At 58.1% G+C, this 18,338-nt stretch carries 16 protein-coding genes and 1 other RNA gene; 1 reads left to right on the top strand and 16 read right to left on the bottom strand.

Annotated features, from left to right (window positions below):
* Window positions 1-35: 35 nt before the first annotated feature.
* From rsfS to leuS, 6 genes are read right to left on the bottom strand one after another with little or no spacing between them, the layout of a single operon-like run.
* Window positions 36-401, bottom strand: a complete 366-nt coding sequence (rsfS, locus tag ACW81B_RS08470) for a ribosome silencing factor (RefSeq protein ID WP_491579784.1) — start codon at window positions 399-401, stop codon at window positions 36-38.
* Complete coding sequence (nadD, locus tag ACW81B_RS08465) at window positions 391-1,023, bottom strand: nicotinate-nucleotide adenylyltransferase (RefSeq protein WP_491579783.1); 633 nt, start codon at window positions 1,021-1,023, stop codon at window positions 391-393. The genes rsfS and nadD overlap by 11 nt, the downstream gene beginning before the upstream one ends.
* Window positions 1,024-1,047: 24 nt before the next feature.
* Window positions 1,048-2,331 carry a glutamate-5-semialdehyde dehydrogenase gene (locus ACW81B_RS08460; RefSeq protein WP_491579782.1) on the bottom strand — a complete coding sequence of 428 codons (1,284 nt, stop codon included), beginning with the start codon at window positions 2,329-2,331 and terminating at the stop codon, window positions 1,048-1,050.
* Window positions 2,324-3,367, bottom strand: a complete 1,044-nt coding sequence (gene holA, locus ACW81B_RS08455) for a DNA polymerase III subunit delta (RefSeq protein ID WP_491579781.1) — start codon at window positions 3,365-3,367, stop codon at window positions 2,324-2,326. Before holA ends, ACW81B_RS08460 begins: the two co-directional genes overlap by 8 nt.
* Window positions 3,348-3,866, bottom strand: coding sequence for an LPS-assembly lipoprotein LptE (locus tag ACW81B_RS08450; RefSeq protein WP_491579780.1), 519 nt, complete (start codon window positions 3,864-3,866; stop codon window positions 3,348-3,350). The genes holA and ACW81B_RS08450 overlap by 20 nt, the downstream gene beginning before the upstream one ends.
* A 5-nt stretch (window positions 3,867-3,871) precedes the next feature.
* Entirely contained in the window at window positions 3,872-6,331 is a 2,460-nt protein-coding gene (gene leuS, locus ACW81B_RS08445; protein ID WP_491579779.1) for a leucine--tRNA ligase, read from the bottom strand.
* A gap of 180 nt (window positions 6,332-6,511) precedes the next feature.
* On the opposite strand from leuS, the gene ACW81B_RS08440 reads away from it, so the two are divergent.
* Window positions 6,512-8,131 (top strand): bifunctional aminoglycoside phosphotransferase/ATP-binding protein, encoded by a 1,620-nt coding sequence (locus ACW81B_RS08440; RefSeq protein ID WP_491579778.1) that lies wholly within the window; start codon window positions 6,512-6,514, stop codon window positions 8,129-8,131.
* On the opposite strand, the gene lnt is transcribed toward ACW81B_RS08440, so the two are convergent.
* The 10 genes from lnt to zwf form a co-directional block, all read right to left on the bottom strand.
* Complete coding sequence (lnt, locus tag ACW81B_RS08435; protein WP_491579777.1) at window positions 8,075-9,571, bottom strand: apolipoprotein N-acyltransferase; 1,497 nt, start codon at window positions 9,569-9,571, stop codon at window positions 8,075-8,077. The genes ACW81B_RS08440 and lnt overlap by 57 nt on opposite strands.
* A 5-nt stretch (window positions 9,572-9,576) precedes the next feature.
* On the bottom strand, window positions 9,577-10,449 hold the full coding sequence (locus tag ACW81B_RS08430; protein WP_491579776.1) for a CorC family transporter: 873 nt from the start codon (window positions 10,447-10,449) through the stop codon (window positions 9,577-9,579).
* Window positions 10,450-10,452: 3 nt separating this feature from the next.
* A complete protein-coding gene (gene ybeY / locus ACW81B_RS08425; RefSeq protein ID WP_491579775.1) occupies window positions 10,453-10,935 on the bottom strand; it encodes an rRNA maturation RNase YbeY in 483 nt (160 codons plus the stop codon).
* A complete protein-coding gene (locus ACW81B_RS08420) occupies window positions 10,928-11,911 on the bottom strand; it encodes a PhoH family protein (protein ID WP_491579774.1) in 984 nt (327 codons plus the stop codon). Before ACW81B_RS08420 ends, ybeY begins: the two co-directional genes overlap by 8 nt.
* A gap of 23 nt (window positions 11,912-11,934) precedes the next feature.
* Window positions 11,935-13,302, bottom strand: a complete 1,368-nt coding sequence (gene miaB / locus ACW81B_RS08415; RefSeq protein ID WP_491579773.1) for a tRNA (N6-isopentenyl adenosine(37)-C2)-methylthiotransferase MiaB — start codon at window positions 13,300-13,302, stop codon at window positions 11,935-11,937.
* A 29-nt stretch (window positions 13,303-13,331) separates the two neighbouring features.
* Window positions 13,332-13,691: RNase P RNA component class A (rnpB, locus tag ACW81B_RS08410), an RNA gene on the bottom strand.
* Between the two features lie 63 nt (window positions 13,692-13,754).
* Complete coding sequence (locus ACW81B_RS08405) at window positions 13,755-14,462, bottom strand: hypothetical protein (RefSeq protein WP_491579772.1); 708 nt, start codon at window positions 14,460-14,462, stop codon at window positions 13,755-13,757.
* A 36-nt stretch (window positions 14,463-14,498) separates the two neighbouring features.
* Entirely contained in the window at window positions 14,499-14,984 is a 486-nt protein-coding gene (locus tag ACW81B_RS08400; protein WP_491579771.1) for a hypothetical protein, read from the bottom strand.
* Between the two features lie 62 nt (window positions 14,985-15,046).
* A complete protein-coding gene (gene pgi, locus ACW81B_RS08395) occupies window positions 15,047-16,693 on the bottom strand; it encodes a glucose-6-phosphate isomerase (RefSeq protein ID WP_491579866.1) in 1,647 nt (548 codons plus the stop codon).
* 42 nt (window positions 16,694-16,735) lie between these two features.
* The gene (gene zwf, locus ACW81B_RS08390; protein WP_491579770.1) at window positions 16,736-18,238 is read right to left on the bottom strand and encodes a glucose-6-phosphate dehydrogenase; all 1,503 of its coding nucleotides are present in this window, start codon (window positions 18,236-18,238) and stop codon (window positions 16,736-16,738) included.
* Between the last annotated feature and the right edge of the window lie 100 nt (window positions 18,239-18,338).

Here is an 18,338-nt window from a genome sequence, read left to right as displayed (position 1 = left end):
GGGTTTATTGCCAAGTTGTTGCAGAATGGAGGGTTTTACAGGGAATCCTGTCCCCCGCTCTCGCGTTCACGATTCTCCTCTGTCACCGACCAGAGTTTTTCCAGCGCATAGAATTCACGGATACGTGGCTGCATAACATGGACAACCACATCACCAAGGTCCACCAGCACCCATTCACCCTCACGTTCACCTTCCACACCGAGCGGTGCCACACCCGCTTCCTTACAGGCCATCACAACCGCATCGGCAAGCGATTTCACATGCCGGTCGGATGTCCCGCTGGCAATGATCATGACATCCGTAACAGACGTCAGGTCACGCACATCGAATTCCGTGATATCAACACCCTTGAGATCTTCCAGCGCCTTGAGCGCAGTCTTTTTCAGTGCTTCAGTTTGCATACCAGTTCTCTTGCCCAATACGTTCCAGCACGACCTCCGGCAGCAGGTAGCGTGCATTTTTTCCGGCCGCCAGCAAGCGGCGGATGTCGGTTGAAGAAATGTCCAGTTGTCTCACCGCAACGGCTGTGACCCGGCCTGCCGGTGCATCGTGCAGCGCGGCAACATCGCCCACACGCGCGCTACCCAGCCAGTCTGCCACTGCGCCTTCGGCCGGCCAGTCGTTGCCGGGACGCTGCATCACCACCAGGTGACAGAGCGAAGGAATATCGCGCCAACGGTGCCAGTCGGCCAGCCCTGCCAGTGCGTCCATCCCCAACGCCAGGCACAGCGGCTTGTCAGCGCCAATGTCATCACGCAGCGATTGCAGCGTATCGACCATCCAGGAAGGGCCTTCGCGTTGCAGCTCACGCGTGTCGATCTGCAACGCCGGTTCGTTCTGCACAGCCAGCTCCAGGAGTTCCAGCCGTGCAGCGGCGGGCAACCGTGGCTCCGGCCGATGCGGCGGTACTCGACAGGGCACCAGGTGGAGCCGGGGGATGGCCAGCGCCTGCTGCACATCCAGCGCCGTTCGCAGGTGACCGAAATGAACGGGGTCAAAGGTACCGCCAAGAATGCAGATCATGGTCTGCGCTGAGCGCGCATTGTGTTATGTGCGGATGTGGCCATCACCGAACACAATGAACTTGAGTGTTGTCAGCCCTTCCAGCCCGACCGGACCACGTGCGTGCAGCTTGTCGGTACTGATGCCGATTTCGGCGCCCAGACCATATTCAAAACCGTCGGCGAAGCGCGACGAGGCATTGACCATCACCGAGCTGGAATCCACCTCGCGCAGGAAACGGCGCGCACGCGTCACGTTCTCGGTAATAATGACATCGGTATGCTGCGACCCATAGCGGTCGATATGATCCATCGCGGCATCCATGTCGGCAACTACGCGGATTGCCAGGATGGGCGCGAGATACTCTTCTTCCCAGTCAGCTTCGGTCGCTGCCTTGATACCTTCTAGAATCGCGCGGGTCTTTTCACAACCGCGCAGTTCCACACCCTCGTCCCGGTACAGCTTGCCCAGTACCGGCAACACCCGCTCGGCAATAGCTTCGGCCACCAGCAGGGTTTCCATGGTATTGCAGGTGCCGTAGCGCTGGGTCTTGGCGTTGAAGGCCACCTTGACGGCCTTGTCGATGTCCGCCTGGTCGTCAATGTAGGTATGGCAGACGCCGTGCAAATGCTTGATGACGGGAATACGCGATTCCTTCGTCACCCGTTCGATAAGCCCCTTGCCGCCACGCGGTACGATGACATCCACACTGCCTTCCAGCCGCAACAATTCACCCACCGCAGCCCGGTCTGTGGTTGCGACCACCTGCACGGTGGTAGCCGGCAGTCCGGCCTGCTCCAGCCCCTGCTCGATACACCGCGCGATGGCCTGGTTGGAATGCAGCGCCTCGGAACCACCGCGCAGGATGCAGGCATTACCCGCCTTCAGGCACAGAGCCGCCGCATCGGCCGTAACATTGGGACGGGACTCATAAATAATGCCAATCACACCCAGCGGCACGCGCATGCGGCCAACCTGGATACCACTGGGACGGTACTCAAGATCGCTGATGGCACCTACCGGGTCCGGCAACGAGGCAACCTGGCGCAGGCCTTCAGCCATGGCATCGATACGGGCCTCCGTGAGCTCCAGACGATCCAGCAGTGCGGCATCCAGCCCGTGCTTGCGCCCGGACGCCATGTCCCTGAGGTTTTCATGCCTGAGCTGCTCGCGATCGGCCAGCACGGCATCCGCAATGGCATGCAGGGCGGTATTCCGCGCACCGGTTTCCGCACGGCTCAACACACGCGCCGCGGCACGCGCCTGCTCGCCCAGCGTTTGCATGTAGGCACCGATATCAAATTGTCCTGTCTGCGCAGTTTCAGTCATAACCCGGAATCCCTGTTGCGCGGATCGGCGCCCGACCCGCCAGTCGAAGGGTTAATTGTAACAGTTCATCCCAGCTGTTGCCCGCCGCGCGCCCCTTGATAATGCGATCGATCTGCGCGCAACGCTGTAGCATCACCCACCACTGACGGCCACGAATCCGCTGCAAGACCCCGCTGACAAGGGGTTTTCGCTTGTCCCACACACGCCGTGCCGCCATCGCCTGTCCAGCGGGTGTGCCGGTCTGGATATCGCGCGCCATACCGGCCAGCGAGCGGATTTCACGTGTCAACGCCCACAACACCAGCACCGGGTCCACGCCCTCGGCACGCAGCCCGCCGAGCATGCGCCGGGTATGGGCCGCATCACCAGCCAGCGCCATATCCACCAGCCCGTAGATATCGTAACGGGCGCTGTCGGTAACCAGCGACTCGATGTCCTCCAGCGATACTTCGCCGGGGCCATGCAACAGGAACAGTTTTTCGATTTCCTGGTCGGCAGCCAGCAGGTTGCCTTCCACCCGGTCTGCCAGCAATTGCAAGGCCTCACGCCCGGCACGCATGTCATGGCGACGCATACGCGCATCGATCCAGCCCGGCAACTCGCGCAGACCGACCGGCCACACCGGCACGCTGACCCCGGTCTTCTCCAGCGCCTGCACCCATTTACTGCGGCGTGCAGCAGTTTCCAGCTTGCCCGAGACTATCAGCAACACGGTATCTTGCGGTGGCCTTTCAGCATAGTCACGCAACACCTGGGCACCCTGCCGGCCGGGCTTTCCGGTGGGCAGACGCAATTCCATCAAACGCTGTTCGGAAAACAGGGAAAGACTGTCAGAAGCCGCCAGCAGACTGTCCCAGTCAAAACCGGCTTCCACGCTGAACACCTGACGGTCGGAAAACCCCTGCGCCCGCGTTGCGGCACGCACGACATCGGCGCATTCATTGACCAGCAGCGTTTCATCGCCGTAGATGAAGTAAACCGGTGCCAGCCCCTTTTCGAGCTGCCCCTGTAACTGTTCAGGACGCAGCTGGCTCATGTGCCTGCAGCGCTGTACGGATACGGGTAATAATCTGGCGTGCCAGCGAGCGGCGCATCCGGGCGCGTAGCTCGTCGATCTCCGACACCTTGCCGAGCAACTGGTTTTCATCGAACACCAGGTCACGGGTCTGGCGCAGGGTTTGCCGCTTGAGCAGTTCACGCCCTGCACTGTCATGCAGCGTGAAGGTGACTTCCTCGAACAACTCGTACTCACTGGCCTTGCCGCCACGCCCGACGGATAACACACGCCGCTGTGAGCGCTCGTTCACCAGGCTCAGAACAGCCGTGGCATCAGCGCTGTTTGTGGTAATACGCGCACCGGCGGATTCCAGCTCAATACGTAGCGCAGCAGCCACCCCTTCCCAGGGATCCCTGGCCTGTAATAGCGTCACGCGAAGCAGGGGCGGCAGTTCAGCACTGCCGCGCAACTGGAAGCCGCAGGATGACAGCAGGGCAAGTATAACAACAGTGACTGGCAGCAGACGGCGAGGGAACATCACCACTATCCCACCACCAGGTTAACCAGGCGGCCCGGCACAACAATCTGCTTGCGTATCGTCTTGCCTTCCACAAAGCGCTGCACATTGGGTTCGGCCATGGCAATAGCCACAATGCTGTCATTGTCGGCATCGGCCGCCACGTGGATCTTGCCGCGCATTTTACCGTTGACCTGGACAACAAGCTGCACACTGTCCCGTACCAGCGCGCTTTCATCGGCCTGTGGCCAGCGGGCATCAATGACCTGTATATCCTGATGCCCCAGCGATTCCCACAATACCTGTGCAATGTGCGGCACAACAGGCGACAGCATCAGCACAGCAGCTTCCAGCGCTTCCCGTACCAGGGCACGACCAGTTTCGGAATCATCACTGAATTTACCGATCTCGTTGAGTAATTCCATGTTGGCTGCAATCGCCGTATTGAACGTGTAGCGACGCCCCACATCATCACTGACTTTTTTGATGGTTTCGTGCAGTTTGCAACGGAAGGCTTTTTGTTTGTCATCCAGCGCACCGCTATCCAGCACTGTCACGGCACCGGCAGACACATGTTTGTGCACGGCCTTCCACAAGCGGTTAAGGAAACGCGACGCACCTTCCACACCGGAATCCGACCACTCCAGCGACTGCTCGGGTGGTGCGGCAAACATCATGAACAGGCGCACAGTATCTGCACCGTACTGGTCGATGAGCGACTGCGGATCCACCGTGTTGCCCTTCGACTTGGACATTTTTGAACCGTCCTTGTTGACCATGCCCTGGGTCAGCAGGCGCTTGAAAGGCTCATCGTGTTTGACCAGGCCGAGGTCGCGCATCAGTTTGTTGAAGAAACGTGCATAGAGCAGGTGCAGAACGGCATGTTCGATACCGCCGACGTACTGGTCGACCGGCGACCAGTAATCCACACGCGCATCCAGCATGCTGTCTTTCGCATCCGGGCAGGTATAGCGGGCGTAGTACCAGGAGGACTCGAAGAAGGTATCGAAGGTGTCTGTCTCGCGTTCTGCCTTGCCGCCGCACTTCGGGCAGTCCACGTCAATAAAGTTACGGTCCGATTTCAGTGGCGAACCACTGCCTTCAATGACCACGTCGCGCGGCAACTCAACCGGCAGCTGGTCTTCCGGCACCGGCACCGAACCACAGGACGGGCAGTTGATCATGGGAATGGGACAGCCCCAGTAACGCTGCCGCGATACACCCCAGTCACGCAGCCGGAAGTTGACCGTCCTGCGTCCCTTGTCGTGTTTTTCCAGCCAGGCAGCAATGGCGTCAAACGCCTGCTCCGACGTCAACCCGTCAAACTCGCCCGAGTGCTGAAGCACACCCTTATCGGTAAAAGCCATCTTGCTGACGTCCGCCTCGACGCTGTTGTCCTTCGGAAAAATAACCTGCTTTACGGGCAGGCCATATTGCTGCGCAAACTCCCAGTCACGCTGATCATGGGCCGGTACCGCCATCACTGCACCGGAACCGTATTCCATCAGCACAAAATTGGCTGTCCACACCGGTACGCTTTCACCGGTAACCGGGTGGATGGCTTTCAGGCCGGTATCCACGCCTTTCTTTTCCAGCGTGGCCATATCGGCCTCGGCCACTTTGGTGTGGGCACATTCGTCGATGAACGCCTGCAGGGCAGGATTGTTCCGGGCGGCCTTGCTGGCCAGTGGGTGTTGCGCGGCGACACCCACATAACTCACGCCCATCAGGGTATCGGGGCGCGTGGTATAAACGGTCAGCGGCTCATCCTCGCCTTCGACCCCGAACTGCAGCTCCACGCCTTCGGAACGGCCGATCCAGTTGCGCTGCATGGTACGCACCTGCTCGGGCCAGCCGTCCAGCTGATCGAGGTCATCGAGTAACTGCTGGGCATAGTCGGTAATCTTCAGGAACCACTGCGGGATCTCGCGGCGCTCCACCGGTGCGCCGGAACGCCAGCCCTTGCCGTCGATGACCTGCTCATTGGCCAGCACCGTCTGGTCGACCGGGTCCCAGTTGACCACGGCGGTCTTCTTGTAGACCAGGCCTTTTTCATACAGTTTGGTGAAAATCCACTGCTCCCAGCGGTAATAGTCAGGGTCGCAGGTCGCCAGCTCGCGTTGCCAGTCGTAACCAAAGCCCAGGCGCTTGAGCTGGCCACGCATATAATCGATGTTTTCCAGCGTCCATTTGGCCGGTGGCACCTTGTTCTTGATGGCCGCATTCTCGGCCGGCAGGCCAAACGCATCCCAGCCCATCGGCTGCAGCACGTTCTTGCCCTGCATGCGCTGGTAACGCGAAATTACGTCGCCGATCGTGTAGTTACGCACATGCCCCATGTGCAGGCGGCCGCTGGGATAGGGGAACATGGACAGGCAGTAGTATTTCTCCCGGGAGTCGTCTTCCAGCGCGCGGAAGGTGCCTTGCTGCTCCCAGCCCTGCTGGATCCGCGTCTCGATTTCCTGGGGTTTGTAACTTTCGTCCATCCGGCGTGCCTGTCTTGAGCTTCAAAGGCGGGAAGAATACCGTACCCGGCTGTTGGCAAACAACACGACAAGCCACTCCTGACCCGATATATTCGCTTGACCCCGGTCATAAACACAGCAGCAAAGGCCGTCTAGACTTGTCGTCAGGGGCATCACCCCGTACATAAGGAGTTCATCAGGATGACCGATACCCTGCATCGTCTTGTCGAGGCGCTGCAACAACCCTCGCTGTTCCCGCACCCTGTGACACGTTTCGAGGTCATCGAAACCCATATCTCAATCGTCCTGCTGACCGGGTCGTATGCCTACAAATTCAAGAAACCGGTCAATTTCGGTTTCCTGGATTTTTCCACGCTGGCCAGACGCAAGCATTTCTGTGAAGAGGAACTACGCCTTAACCGCCGTCTGGCACCGGAGTTGTATCTTGAAGTCGTACCCGTCTGTGAGGGGCCGAAACTGGACGGTGGTGATGGCGAGATCATTGAGTACAGCGTGCGCATGCGCGAGTTTGAGCAATCCTCGCAGTTCGATCGCATGCTGGATGCCGGACAGCTTGCCCCCTCACACATTGACGCCCTGGGCCTGCGTATTGCCGGATTTCATGCAACCGCGGCAGTAGCCGGCGCGGACTCGCCCTATGGCACCCCACAGGCCATACAGGAGCCGGTCGATGAAAATTTCAGCCAGATCCTGGACTGCACGCACGAATCACCGGAGCAGTCACGTCTGGAACAACTTCGAAACTGGACAGATGAAACATTCCGCAAGTTGCAGGCCAGTCTCAGGGCCCGCAAGGAGGATGGATTTATTCGTGAATGCCACGGCGACCTGCACCTGCGCAACATCGCCCTGGTGGACAACACCCCGGTCGCATTTGATTGCATCGAGTTCAACGACAACCTGCGCTGGATCGACGTCATCAGCGAAGTGGCTTTCATGGTGATGGATCTCGACCACCGCGGGCAACCCGGTCTGGCAAGCCGCTTTCTGAATGTCTGGCTGGAGCAAAACGGGGACTATGCCGGGGTTTCATTATTACGCTATTACCGGGTGTACCGCGCCATGGTACGTGCCAAGGTTGATTGCCTGCGTGCACACCAGGCAGACATCGATGCTGCAACACAGGAAGCCATCCGCAAGGAATACCTGGCCTATCTTGCACTGGCGGAGCGCTACACCACTCCCCCTCCACCGCTGTTGCTGCTGATGCATGGCCTGTCGGGATCCGGCAAGACCCATGTCAGTCAGTCACTGCTGGAAGGCCTGCCCGCCATTCGCCTGCGCTCCGATATCGAACGTAAACGCCTGTATGGACTGGCGGTTGATGCACAGACCGACTCGGGCATTGAACAGGGTATTTATAGTCATGATGCCAGTGAACGCACTTATCAGCACCTCAGGTCGCTGGCAGGCACACTGCTGGACGCCGCTCACACTGTTATTGTCGACGCCACCTTTCTTGAACAGTCCCGGCTTGCATCATTCGTAGAGTTGGCGAAGACCCGATCGGCACACTGTTTTATTATCGACTGCCAGGCGCCGGAGGGCGAACTGCGCAAGCGTATTGCAGCACGTAAGCGTGAACAGCACGATGCATCCGAGGCAGGCATTCAGGTACTTGAAAAACAACTACACAACTATCAGCCACCGGGAACCTCCGTCGCCGGGGCAGAAGTGCTTGTTACACACAGTGATACGTCATCGACTAACCGGTTGCTGAAATTTCTACAGGCAAAAGGGTATTCAGCGCCGCTTGTTGATAATCCTGATCCGCCACAACAACACCCCGATCACAACTAGCGCACCACTGACCACCGGCCAGTTACCCCAGCGTACATAGGGTGTTGCACCATGCCGTGGTTCAATCTCTGCACTGATGGTTTCGGTTTCGAACTGACGGCTGCGCGCCTTCAGTTTTCCGTCCGGTGCGATAATGGCGGATATCCCGGTGTTGGTTGCGCGCAATACATAGCGCTCCATTTCACGCGCGCGCATGCGCGCCATTTCAAGATGCTGGTGTGGCGCCAGCGAATCACCAAACCAGGCATCATTACTGACATTGACCAGCACAGCAGCTTCCGGCAACGCCCTGATCAACTGTTCTCCGAAAGCGATTTCATAACAGATGGAAACCCCCACCGGGACACCGGCGGCCTGTAGCGGTCGTTGATTCAGGCTGCCCGCACTGAAATCGGACTCCGGGACAGGCAGAAACCCGAGTATTCCGGCCAGCCAGTTGCGTAGAGGCAGGTATTCACCAAACGGCACCAGGTGGATCTTGTAATAAAAGCGCTCCGGCTCATCCAGGCTGAGCACAGCGTTATAATACTTCCAGTGTTCCCGATCCAGCACAGGAATGCCGGTAATCAGTGACACGTTATTGGCGCGCAGCTGTTCCGACAACGGCTTGATGAAGCTGTCTGCCACCTCATCGTAAAAGGCAGGGATGGCAGTTTCAGGCCACACCACCAGGTCACTGTCGTAGTGTGCGCGGGTCAGGTCGACGTAGGTTTCCAGCGTTGCCGCCTGTTGTTCGGGCTTCCATTTCATATCCTGGGGGATGTTGCCCTGCACCAGGGTGACCCGCAGTGTTTCGGTGCCAAGATCTGTCCATACCAGCTGGTTCAGCCCCCAGCCACTGGCCGCTATCAGGACCATCGAGGGAATCGTGACAAACCGTGGCCAGCCCGGCGCCCGCAACAGCGCCGCCAGCAAGCCGGCAAACAGCGCTGTTATCCAGCCCACACCGTAGACGCCGAACAGGGGCGCAAAGCCGGCCAGCAGGCTGTCGATCTGGCTATAACCCAGATTCAGCCAGGGAAAGCCTGTCAACAGCCAGGATCGCAGCCACTCGAACAGTACCCAGGCAGCCGGAAACAGACCGATGTAGAACATCGCCGGCGAACCCGCACGTGTCCTGGCCAGTAACCAGGCCATGAGTGCCGGGTAGGTGGCCAGAAACGCCACCAGCAACAGCATCACGGCGATCGACAACGGCAGACCGGCGTTGCCATAGAGGTAGATACTGATATACACCCAGGAAACACCGGTACCGAACTGGCCCAGGCCAAAGCTCCAGCCAGCCAGTAATGCCGCTCCTGGACGCAAGGGAAAGAGTAATAACGCAAACGCAGCCAGTGCGAGGATCGGTACAAAATACAGACCATAGGGCGCAAACCCCAGCGGCATCACTGCACCGCACAGAAATGCGGCGAGCACCACCCGGAGTTTCGCTGCCATCGCCATCAGTCGGCGGAGGATACTGAGCCGGTTGCGTTGGGATTGAGTAACAAGGTGACCTTGAGCAGGTTAATTCGCCGGTTGTCGGCGTTGGTCACCTGGAAACTCTGGTTGCCCAGGATAATGGTTTCACCACGCTTGGGCAGATGCCCGAATTCGTGTGTAATCAGACCGCCAATGGTGTCAAACTCTTCGTCACTCAAACTGGTACCGAAATATTCATTGAAGTCGTCGACCGGGGTCAGCGCCTTGACCGTGTAGCTGACATCGCTGTGCTTGCGGATGAAGGTGTCTTCATCGATGTCGTGTTCATCCTCGATTTCACCAACGATCTGTTCCAGCACGTCTTCAATCGTTACCATGCCGGCAACACTGCCGTACTCGTCGACCACTATGGCCAGGTGGTTGCGGCTGGCGCGAAACTCCTTGAGCAAAACATTCAGGCGCTTGCTCTCCGGCACGAACACCGGCTTGCGCAGGATATCGCGAAGGGAAAACTGCTCACTGCCGTTCTTTGAGGTATAGCGCAGCAGGTCCTTGGCAAGAAGCACCCCGATCACATCGTCACGATCGTCGCCAATAACAGGGAAGCGCGAGTGCCCGGACTCGACAGCAACAGGAATAATATCCTCCGGACTGTCGTTGCGGTTGACGACAACCATTTGCGAGCGTGGAATAAGAATGTCGCGCACCTGCATATCGGATACGGCCAGCACACCTTCTATCATGCTTTCCGCATCGGCATCGAACAGACCGCGTGCCTGTGCCTCGCGCAATAACTGTATCAGCTGGTCGCGGTCCTTCGGCTCACCTTTCAGTGCCTGCCCGATGCGCTCGAACCAGGTAAGCTTTTTCCCGTTTGTTGACTTGTCGTTCATGGCCTATCCCTGTGCCACTCCATCAGTCCTGCGATACGGGTCTTCAATACCCAACCCCTGTAAAATACTTTTTTCACGAGATTCCATCAATTCTGCTTCATGTTCTGTCTGGTGATCATAGCCACGCAGGTGCAGTACGCCGTGTACCACCAGGTGCGCCCAGTGATCGTTCGGCGCCTTGCCCTGTTCCTTCGCCTCACGCGCCACAACCGGCGCACAGATCAGCAGGTCGCCCAGGTGGTCGCTCTCAACTTCAGGCGGCAGCTCAAAGGGAAAGGACAATACATTAGTCGGTTTATCCTTGCCGCGGTAGCGGTGATTTAATTCACGCCCCTCGTCTTCATCCACGATACGGATGACGATTTCCACCGGTTTTCCGACATCGTCCAGCGCTGCCCGCACCCAGCGCTCGAAATCATCCGTCACAGGCAGGGACATTACATCGCTGGCGTTCTGGATTTCCAGCACAACAGGCGATTCAGTCATTGTCCGACGCCTCTTCAAAACTGTGGTAGGCATTGAGTATCTTCTGAACCAGTGGGTGACGTACCACGTCACGGGTATCGAACCGCGTAAAACCAATACCTGCAACCCCCTCCAGTACTTCGCTGGCATGGCGCAGACCGGATTTCACATGCCCGGGCAAATCAACCTGTGTCACGTCACCGGTAATCACCGCCGTGGAACCGAAACCGATACGGGTCAGGAACATCTTCATTTGCTGGGTAGTCGTATTCTGCGCCTCGTCGAGAATGACAAAGGCATCGTTGAGGGTACGTCCGCGCATGAACGCCAACGGGGCAATCTCGATAATATTACGTTCGATAAGTTTGGCCACACGCTCGAACCCCAGCATTTCATACAGTGCATCGTAGAGCGGGCGCAGATAGGGGTCGACTTTCTGTGTCAGATCTCCAGGCAGAAAACCCAGCCGTTCACCGGCTTCCACGGCCGGGCGCACCAGCACCAGGCGGCGTACCGACTCACGCTCCAGCGCCTGCACGGCACAGGCCACGGCAAGATAGGTCTTGCCGGTACCGGCCGGGCCAATGCCGAAATTCACGTCAAGCTGGAAAATATTGCGGATGTAGTCCTGCTGGTGGCCGCCGCGTGGCTTGATAGTGCAGCGGCGGGTATGGATCAGCAGGTCCTGTGGCTCATCGTTATCTGACGAAACATCACGTACATCGAGTCCGGCCTGCTGCAGGTAGAGATGTACACGCTCCGGTGTCAGCGGCATTTCGCGTGTAGCATCATAAAGATCCTGCAGTACATCGCCGGCAAGTTGCGGTGCCTGGTCGGCACCGACAATATGAAAGCGGTTACCACGGTTGCTGATCTCGACGTGCAAACGACGTTCGAGCTGGCGCAGGTGCTCGTCAAACTGGCCGCACAGGGAGGCCAGCCGCTGATTGTCAGCGGGTTCGAGCGTGAGCACACAGGAAGCGGATTCGGGGTCCAAGAGTCGTCGTATGTTGCGAGGCTTCAGCCCCAGTTAACCAGATTATCAGCCGTGAGCGGGTCATCCACAGCCAGAAATTCACCGCGCAGGGAATTGGGCAACGCCTCGACGATGCGGACACGTACAAAACGGCCGATCAGTTCACGGCCCCCGTCAAAATTCACCACCCGGTTGTTCTCGGTGCGACCGGCCATCTGTGCGGGGTTCTTGCGCGACAGGCCTTCTACCAGGATGCGCTGTTCCGTGCCGACCATGGCGGCGCTGATATCGGCGGTCATGCCCGCAATACGTGCCTGAAGACGCGCCAGACGCTGTTTCTTGACCTCGTGCGGCACATCATCGGGGAACCCGGCGGCCAGGGTGCCGGGGCGCCGGCTGTAAATAAAGCTGTATGAATTATCGAAGCCGATTTCGGCGATAAGATTCATGGTGGCCTCAAAATCAGCATCGCTCTCGCCGGGGAAACCAATGATAAAGTCCGACGACAGGCTGATGTCCGGGCGTACTTCGCGCAGCCGGCGGATTTTCGATTTGTATTCCAGCGCCGTGTGGTTGCGCTTCATGGCGGCAAGTACACGGTCTGAGCCACTCTGTACCGGCAGGTGAAGGTGGCTGACCAGTTCCGGCACTTCGCCGTACACGGCAATCAGGCTGTCACTCATTTCCTGCGGATGTGACGTGGTATAGCGAATACGCTCTATCCCCTCGATAGCGGCAATATAGGTGATCAGCAGGGCCAGGTCAGCTACCGAGCCGTCGTCCATCGCACCACGATAGGCATTGACATTCTGCCCCAGCAGGTTGATTTCGCGCACACCCCTGGTTGCCAGCGCCACTGCCTCGGCAATGATGTCATCGAACGGGCGGCTGACTTCTTCTCCACGGGTGTAGGGTACGACACAGAAGGTGCAATACTTGCTGCAGCCTTCCATAATCGACAGGAAGGCGGTCGGGCCATCGGCACGCGGTTCCGGCAGGCAATCGAACTTCTCGATTTCCGGGAACGACACGTCCACCACAGCCGCCTGCCTTGCCCGCACTTCGTCGATCATGGCCGGCAGGCGATGCAGGGTCTGCGGGCCGAACACCAGGTCGACAAACGGTGCGCGCTTGCGTATGGCTTCACCTTCCTGACTGGCCACACAACCACCCACACCAATCAGGATACCGGGGCGCCGCTGTTTCAACTCGCGCCACTGGCCAAGCTGCGAGAACACCTTTTCCTGCGCCTTCTCGCGGATGGAGCAGGTATTCAGCAACAGCACGTCGGCCTCCTCGGCCGACTGCACCTGTTGCAGGCCATGGGCATCCGCCAGCACGTCCGCCATTTTCGCGGAGTCGTACTCGTTCATCTGGCACCCGTGGGTTTTGATAAATACCTTTCCGCTCATACGCTCGTTGTTTCAATACCCAAAAATTCAAATGAAGCCGGCCTGTAAGCCGGGTTCTGTCGAGGACAACCATTCATCTGGGTCGCACGTCACCGTGCGCCTCTAGCGACCTACCCGGGAACGACGCGGGCCACGCCAATGTTCCCCTATTTGGTCTTGCTCCGGGTGGGGTTTACCCTGCCACCGCTGTTACCAGCGGCGCGGTGCGCTCTTACCGCACCTTTTCACCCTTACCTGTACACCCGTTACGAGAACGGGGCCATCGGCGGTATGTTTTCTGCGGCACTTTCCGTAGGCTCACACCTCCCAGGCGTTACCTGGCACCCTGCCCTGTGGAGCCCGGACTTTCCTCCCTGGCGAAACGCCACAGCGGTTGTCCAGCCGGCTTCGGGACGATTATAGGGGATATGGGCAAAATACGCAGGAAAAACCGGGCAATTACAACGGAAAGGCTAGCGACCGCCCGGCATACCGCCAAATGACGGCAGAGCGGTGGGCTTTGCCGGCAACCTGAACAGGCCCGGGTCAACAGCGGCCACCGACAACGACTTCAGACGGAAATCATTCCCGGCCCGCAACAGGCCGGCACGCTTGCGGCCAAGCAAGGCACCGATGCTGTTCGGCCCGGTCAGCGCGCCTGCGTCTTTTCCAGCCAGCTGACTGACCAGCCGCAGCCAGGCCTGTGTGGCTTCCACCACCGCAGCATCCTGGCTGATGACCAGTTCGATTGTTTCCCGCTGGCCGTTGGTCTGTGTTGTGACCTTATACACCTCACCCACATAACCGGCGACCTTTTCCTTGCGCCCGGTATTGCGGACATTGCTGATCGTGCTCTCCATTGGCCCGGACTGGCCTTTGGGTGAAGGCATCATGCCGCTCATCTGCGCCATCATGGCCGTCAGATCGTAAACTTCCGGCCGCGATCCGCCTGACATCACGCTGTAGACCCGCCCCCCGGCAAGCACGGTGTAGCCACCGCCGTGGGGCGAGGTATCCATGCGCACCTTGTCCTTGCCGGACCAGCTGACCCGCATTTCCCCCTTGCCACCAGGGGCGCCGGTTTTACCGGAAAATACCGCCATGCCATCGGCCAGCGCAGCCTGCGCCAGCAACGCAAACACCAGCAGCGCAAAAGACATTCGTGATACAGGCTTATGCATGATTTCAATCTCCCTCCAGGGTAAAAGGCCGCCTTGTCAGCGCCGGATACCGGCACGCCGGTAGGTCATCTTGCCCAGCCATTTGTTCAGGGGGTTGTTGCGATCCAGAAACACCAGGCAGGGCTGGCGACGTGTACCCATGGTTCTTCGCAACTTGAGTAAACCTCGATGCTTCGGGTCCACAGAGAGACCACGTTTTACGGCTGCACAGGCACGCCTGCGATGACGCAACTTCAATTCTGCGAGCGCCAGGTTCTGGAATACCGTGGCATCGATGTGTTCGTTTGACGCCGCATGACGGCACAGGTTCAGCCCGCTGATATCACCACTGTAGACCAGCGCCAGGCCGTGCCAGGATTTGTAACACTGCAGGTGAACATCATCGCGACTGCATTTATGTTCCGCCTGGGAAAAATGTCGCATGGCACTGCGAAACTGCTTCTTTTTGAACAGCGCAAGACCAAGATCATATTCTTCGCGCGCACGGCGCTCCCGCGTCAGTTGCATGGATAACGTCCCCATCGCATATCCTCCTTGTCAGATTTTGATACCGGCGATTCCTTCGCCAGACTTTGTTTAACACGCTAATCCTGCTCCCGATGCAGATAAAAATCCAGTAAGCCACGCGTGGAACTGTCGTGGTGACCGGCAACCCTGCCTGCATCCAGTTCTTTCTGAATGACCCGGGCGAGTTGCTTGCCCAGTTCCACACCCCACTGGTCAAACGAGTTGATCTGCCACACGATGCCCTGCACGAATACCTTGTGCTCATACATGGCGACCAGCATGCCCAGCACCCTCGGCGTCAATTTCGGATAGATAATCGAGTTGGTCGGCTCGTTACCGGGAAACACTTTATGGGGCAACAACCTGGTAATTTCATCTTCTGACAGGCCCTGGGCTTCCAGTTCAGCACGCGCCTCTTGCTCCGTTCTTCCACGCATCAGGGCTTCAGTCTGGGCGATAAAGTTTGAGAACAGAATTTTCTGTTGTTCATCCAGCGTATGGTGCGCGCTCGCCCCGGTCAGAAAGTCTGCCGGCACCAGCAGAGTCCCCTGATGAATCAACTGAAAGAAGGCATGCTGACCATTGGTGCCCGGTTCACCCCAGATAATCGGCCCGGTACGGTAGTCCACCACTTCACCGTTGCGCGTAATACGCTTGCCGTTACTTTCCATATCACACTGTTGCAGATAGGCCGTCAGCCGGTGCAGGTGTTCGTCGTAGGGAAAGATGGCGTGACTGTCTGCATTAAAGAACTTGTGATACCAGAGACCCAGCATGGCGAGTATCACGGGAATATTCTCCCGCAGGGGCGCATAACGGAAATGTTTATCCATTTCGTGGGCGCCTTCCAGCATATCCTCGAAGGCGTCCATACCAATGTAGAGCGCGATAGACAAACCAATCGCAGACCAGAGGGAATAGCGGCCGCCGACCCAGTCCCAGAACACGAACATATTCTGTGGATCGATACCGAAGGCTGTCACTTCCCGGGTGTTGGTAGACATGGCGACAAAATGTTTCGCCACGGCAGCATCGTCCACCGCGCGCTCCATCAGCCAACGCCGCGCCTGGTGAGCATTGACCAGTGTTTCCTGGGTGGTAAAGGTTTTGGATGCCACCAGAAACAGGGTGGTTTCCGGGTCCAGCCCGGCCAGTGTATCGCTGATCTGGCTACCGTCTACATTGGAAACAAAATGGACACGCAACGGCCCGGCGTAGGGTTTCAGTGCCCCGGTTGCCATAACCGGCCCCAGGTCGGAACCACCGATACCGATATTGACGATATCGGTTATGGCCTTGCCGCTAAAACCTTTCCACTCACCGCTGCGCACTGACTGTGTAAATTCACGCATCTGTGCCAGAACCCGGTTTACATCCGGCATGACATCCTTACCATCAACATAAACCGGCGCGTTGGAACGATTGCGCAGCGCGGTGTGCAGCACTGCGCGGTCTTCCGTGAAGTTAATCCGCTCACCGTTGAACATGCGTTCAATCCACCGGGGAAGATCGCTTTCTTCCGCCAGCCGGATCAACAGCCGCATCGTTTCGTCAGTCATGCGGTTTTTTGAGTAGTCCACCAGCAACTCACAGCACTGCAGGGTGTAACGCTCAAAACGCTGCGGGTCTTCCTCGAACATCTGGCGCATGTGCAGCTCGCCAATCTCGTCAAAGTGCGCCTGCAACGCTTTCCAGGCGGGTTTTTCAGTCAGTTTCGTCATCAGGCTTTGTTTTGTCCCTTGCTGTCAATACACCGGCTTGCTGAATCAACGGCCTTCTTCGTCATCACCGCCATCCAGCGTGTTACGCCAGTACTGGTCCTGACGCAAAAACAGGCGGTCTGCCTCCGGCGGGCCCCAGCTGCCCGCGTTATAACCTGTAATATAATCACGTTCGACCGACCATACCTTGAGAATGGGGTCGACGACTTTCCACGCCCAGCTGACCTCGTCATAACGCAGAAACAACGAGTGATCGCCTTCGATCACATCCAGCAACAATGCCTCGTAGGCATCCAGCTGATCGGGATTGATCCCACAGTAACTGGCGTCAAGGCGTGTGGTTTCGGTACGCATTTCCAGGCCAGTCTGTTTTACCTGCATTTCCATGCGAATACATTCGTTCGGCTGCAGGTTCATGAGTATCCAGTTGGGTTCGAGCTGATCGATCTGCGTCTCACGGAATAACTGCTGCGGTGGATGCTTGAAGCGTATCGCCACCATCGAGTTACCCTTCGCCATGCGCTTGCCGGTGCGCAGGAAGAACGGCACATTGCGCCAGCGCCAGTTATCGATAAACAGTTTCAGCGCCGCATAGGTTTCCGTCACGCTGTGCTCCGGCACACCCGGCTCGTCGAGATACCCCGGCACCTTTTCACCGTTGACGGTTCCGGCGGTATATTGCCCGCGTACTGCATGTGCATTGACGGCGCTTTGCGGAATGGGGCGAATGGAACGCAGCACCTTCACCTTCTCGTCACGCAGGGATTCGGCATCCAGACTGGCCGGCGGCTCCATCGCCACCAGTGTCAGCACCTGCAACAGGTGGCTCTGGATCATGTCGCGCAACGCACCGGCGCCATCGTAATAACCGGCGCGGCCCTCGGTACCCAGTGACTCGGAATGGGTGATCTGCACATGGTCGATGTAGTTGCGGTTCCACAACGGCTCAAGCATCAGGTTGGCGAAACGGAACACCAGTACATTCTGCACGGTGCCCTTGCCAAGATAATGGTCGATGCGAAAAATCTGTGATTCCCTGAAGTCGCGGTTCAGACCGTGGTTCAGGCTTTCCGCACTTTCCAGGTCGTAGCCAAAGGGTTTTTCAATCACCAGGCGACGCCAGCCAGTGTTTTCACCGGCCAGTCCGCACTCACCCAGGCGCCGGCTGACCTTGCCAAAATCGGCAGGACGGATGGCCATGTAGAAAATAATATTCGATGAGAAGTGCCCGTCACCGAGTAACATGTCCTTCAGGCGCGGGTAGGCCGCCTCGTCAGCCAGGTCGCCCTGACAGAAGTGAAGGCGGGCCAGAAAGCGCTCCAGTACATCCGGCTGCGTATTTTTTTCCGATAACCAGCTGCGCACCTGGGCCTGCCAGGCGTTATCGTCCCAGTCCCTGCGACCAAAACCGACGACTTTCATGCCCTCCGTCAAACGTCCGGCGGCATCGAGGTGATACAGCGCCGGGATCAGTTTGATACGCGACAGGTTGCCAGTCGCACCGAATATCACAAAGGTACAGTCTTCCATGTCTTCACTTCTCGTCATTTCCGGGTGTTATAACACCAACGTGTGTCCATTCGTGTGGTTGCAATCATTATCCGCAAAACCATTCATACAACACACCCCAGGGATAGTTACACCGGCG

The sequence above is a fragment of the Thiogranum sp. genome (genome assembly GCF_058323355.1).
This window is presented reverse-complemented; position numbering and strand designations above follow the sequence as displayed.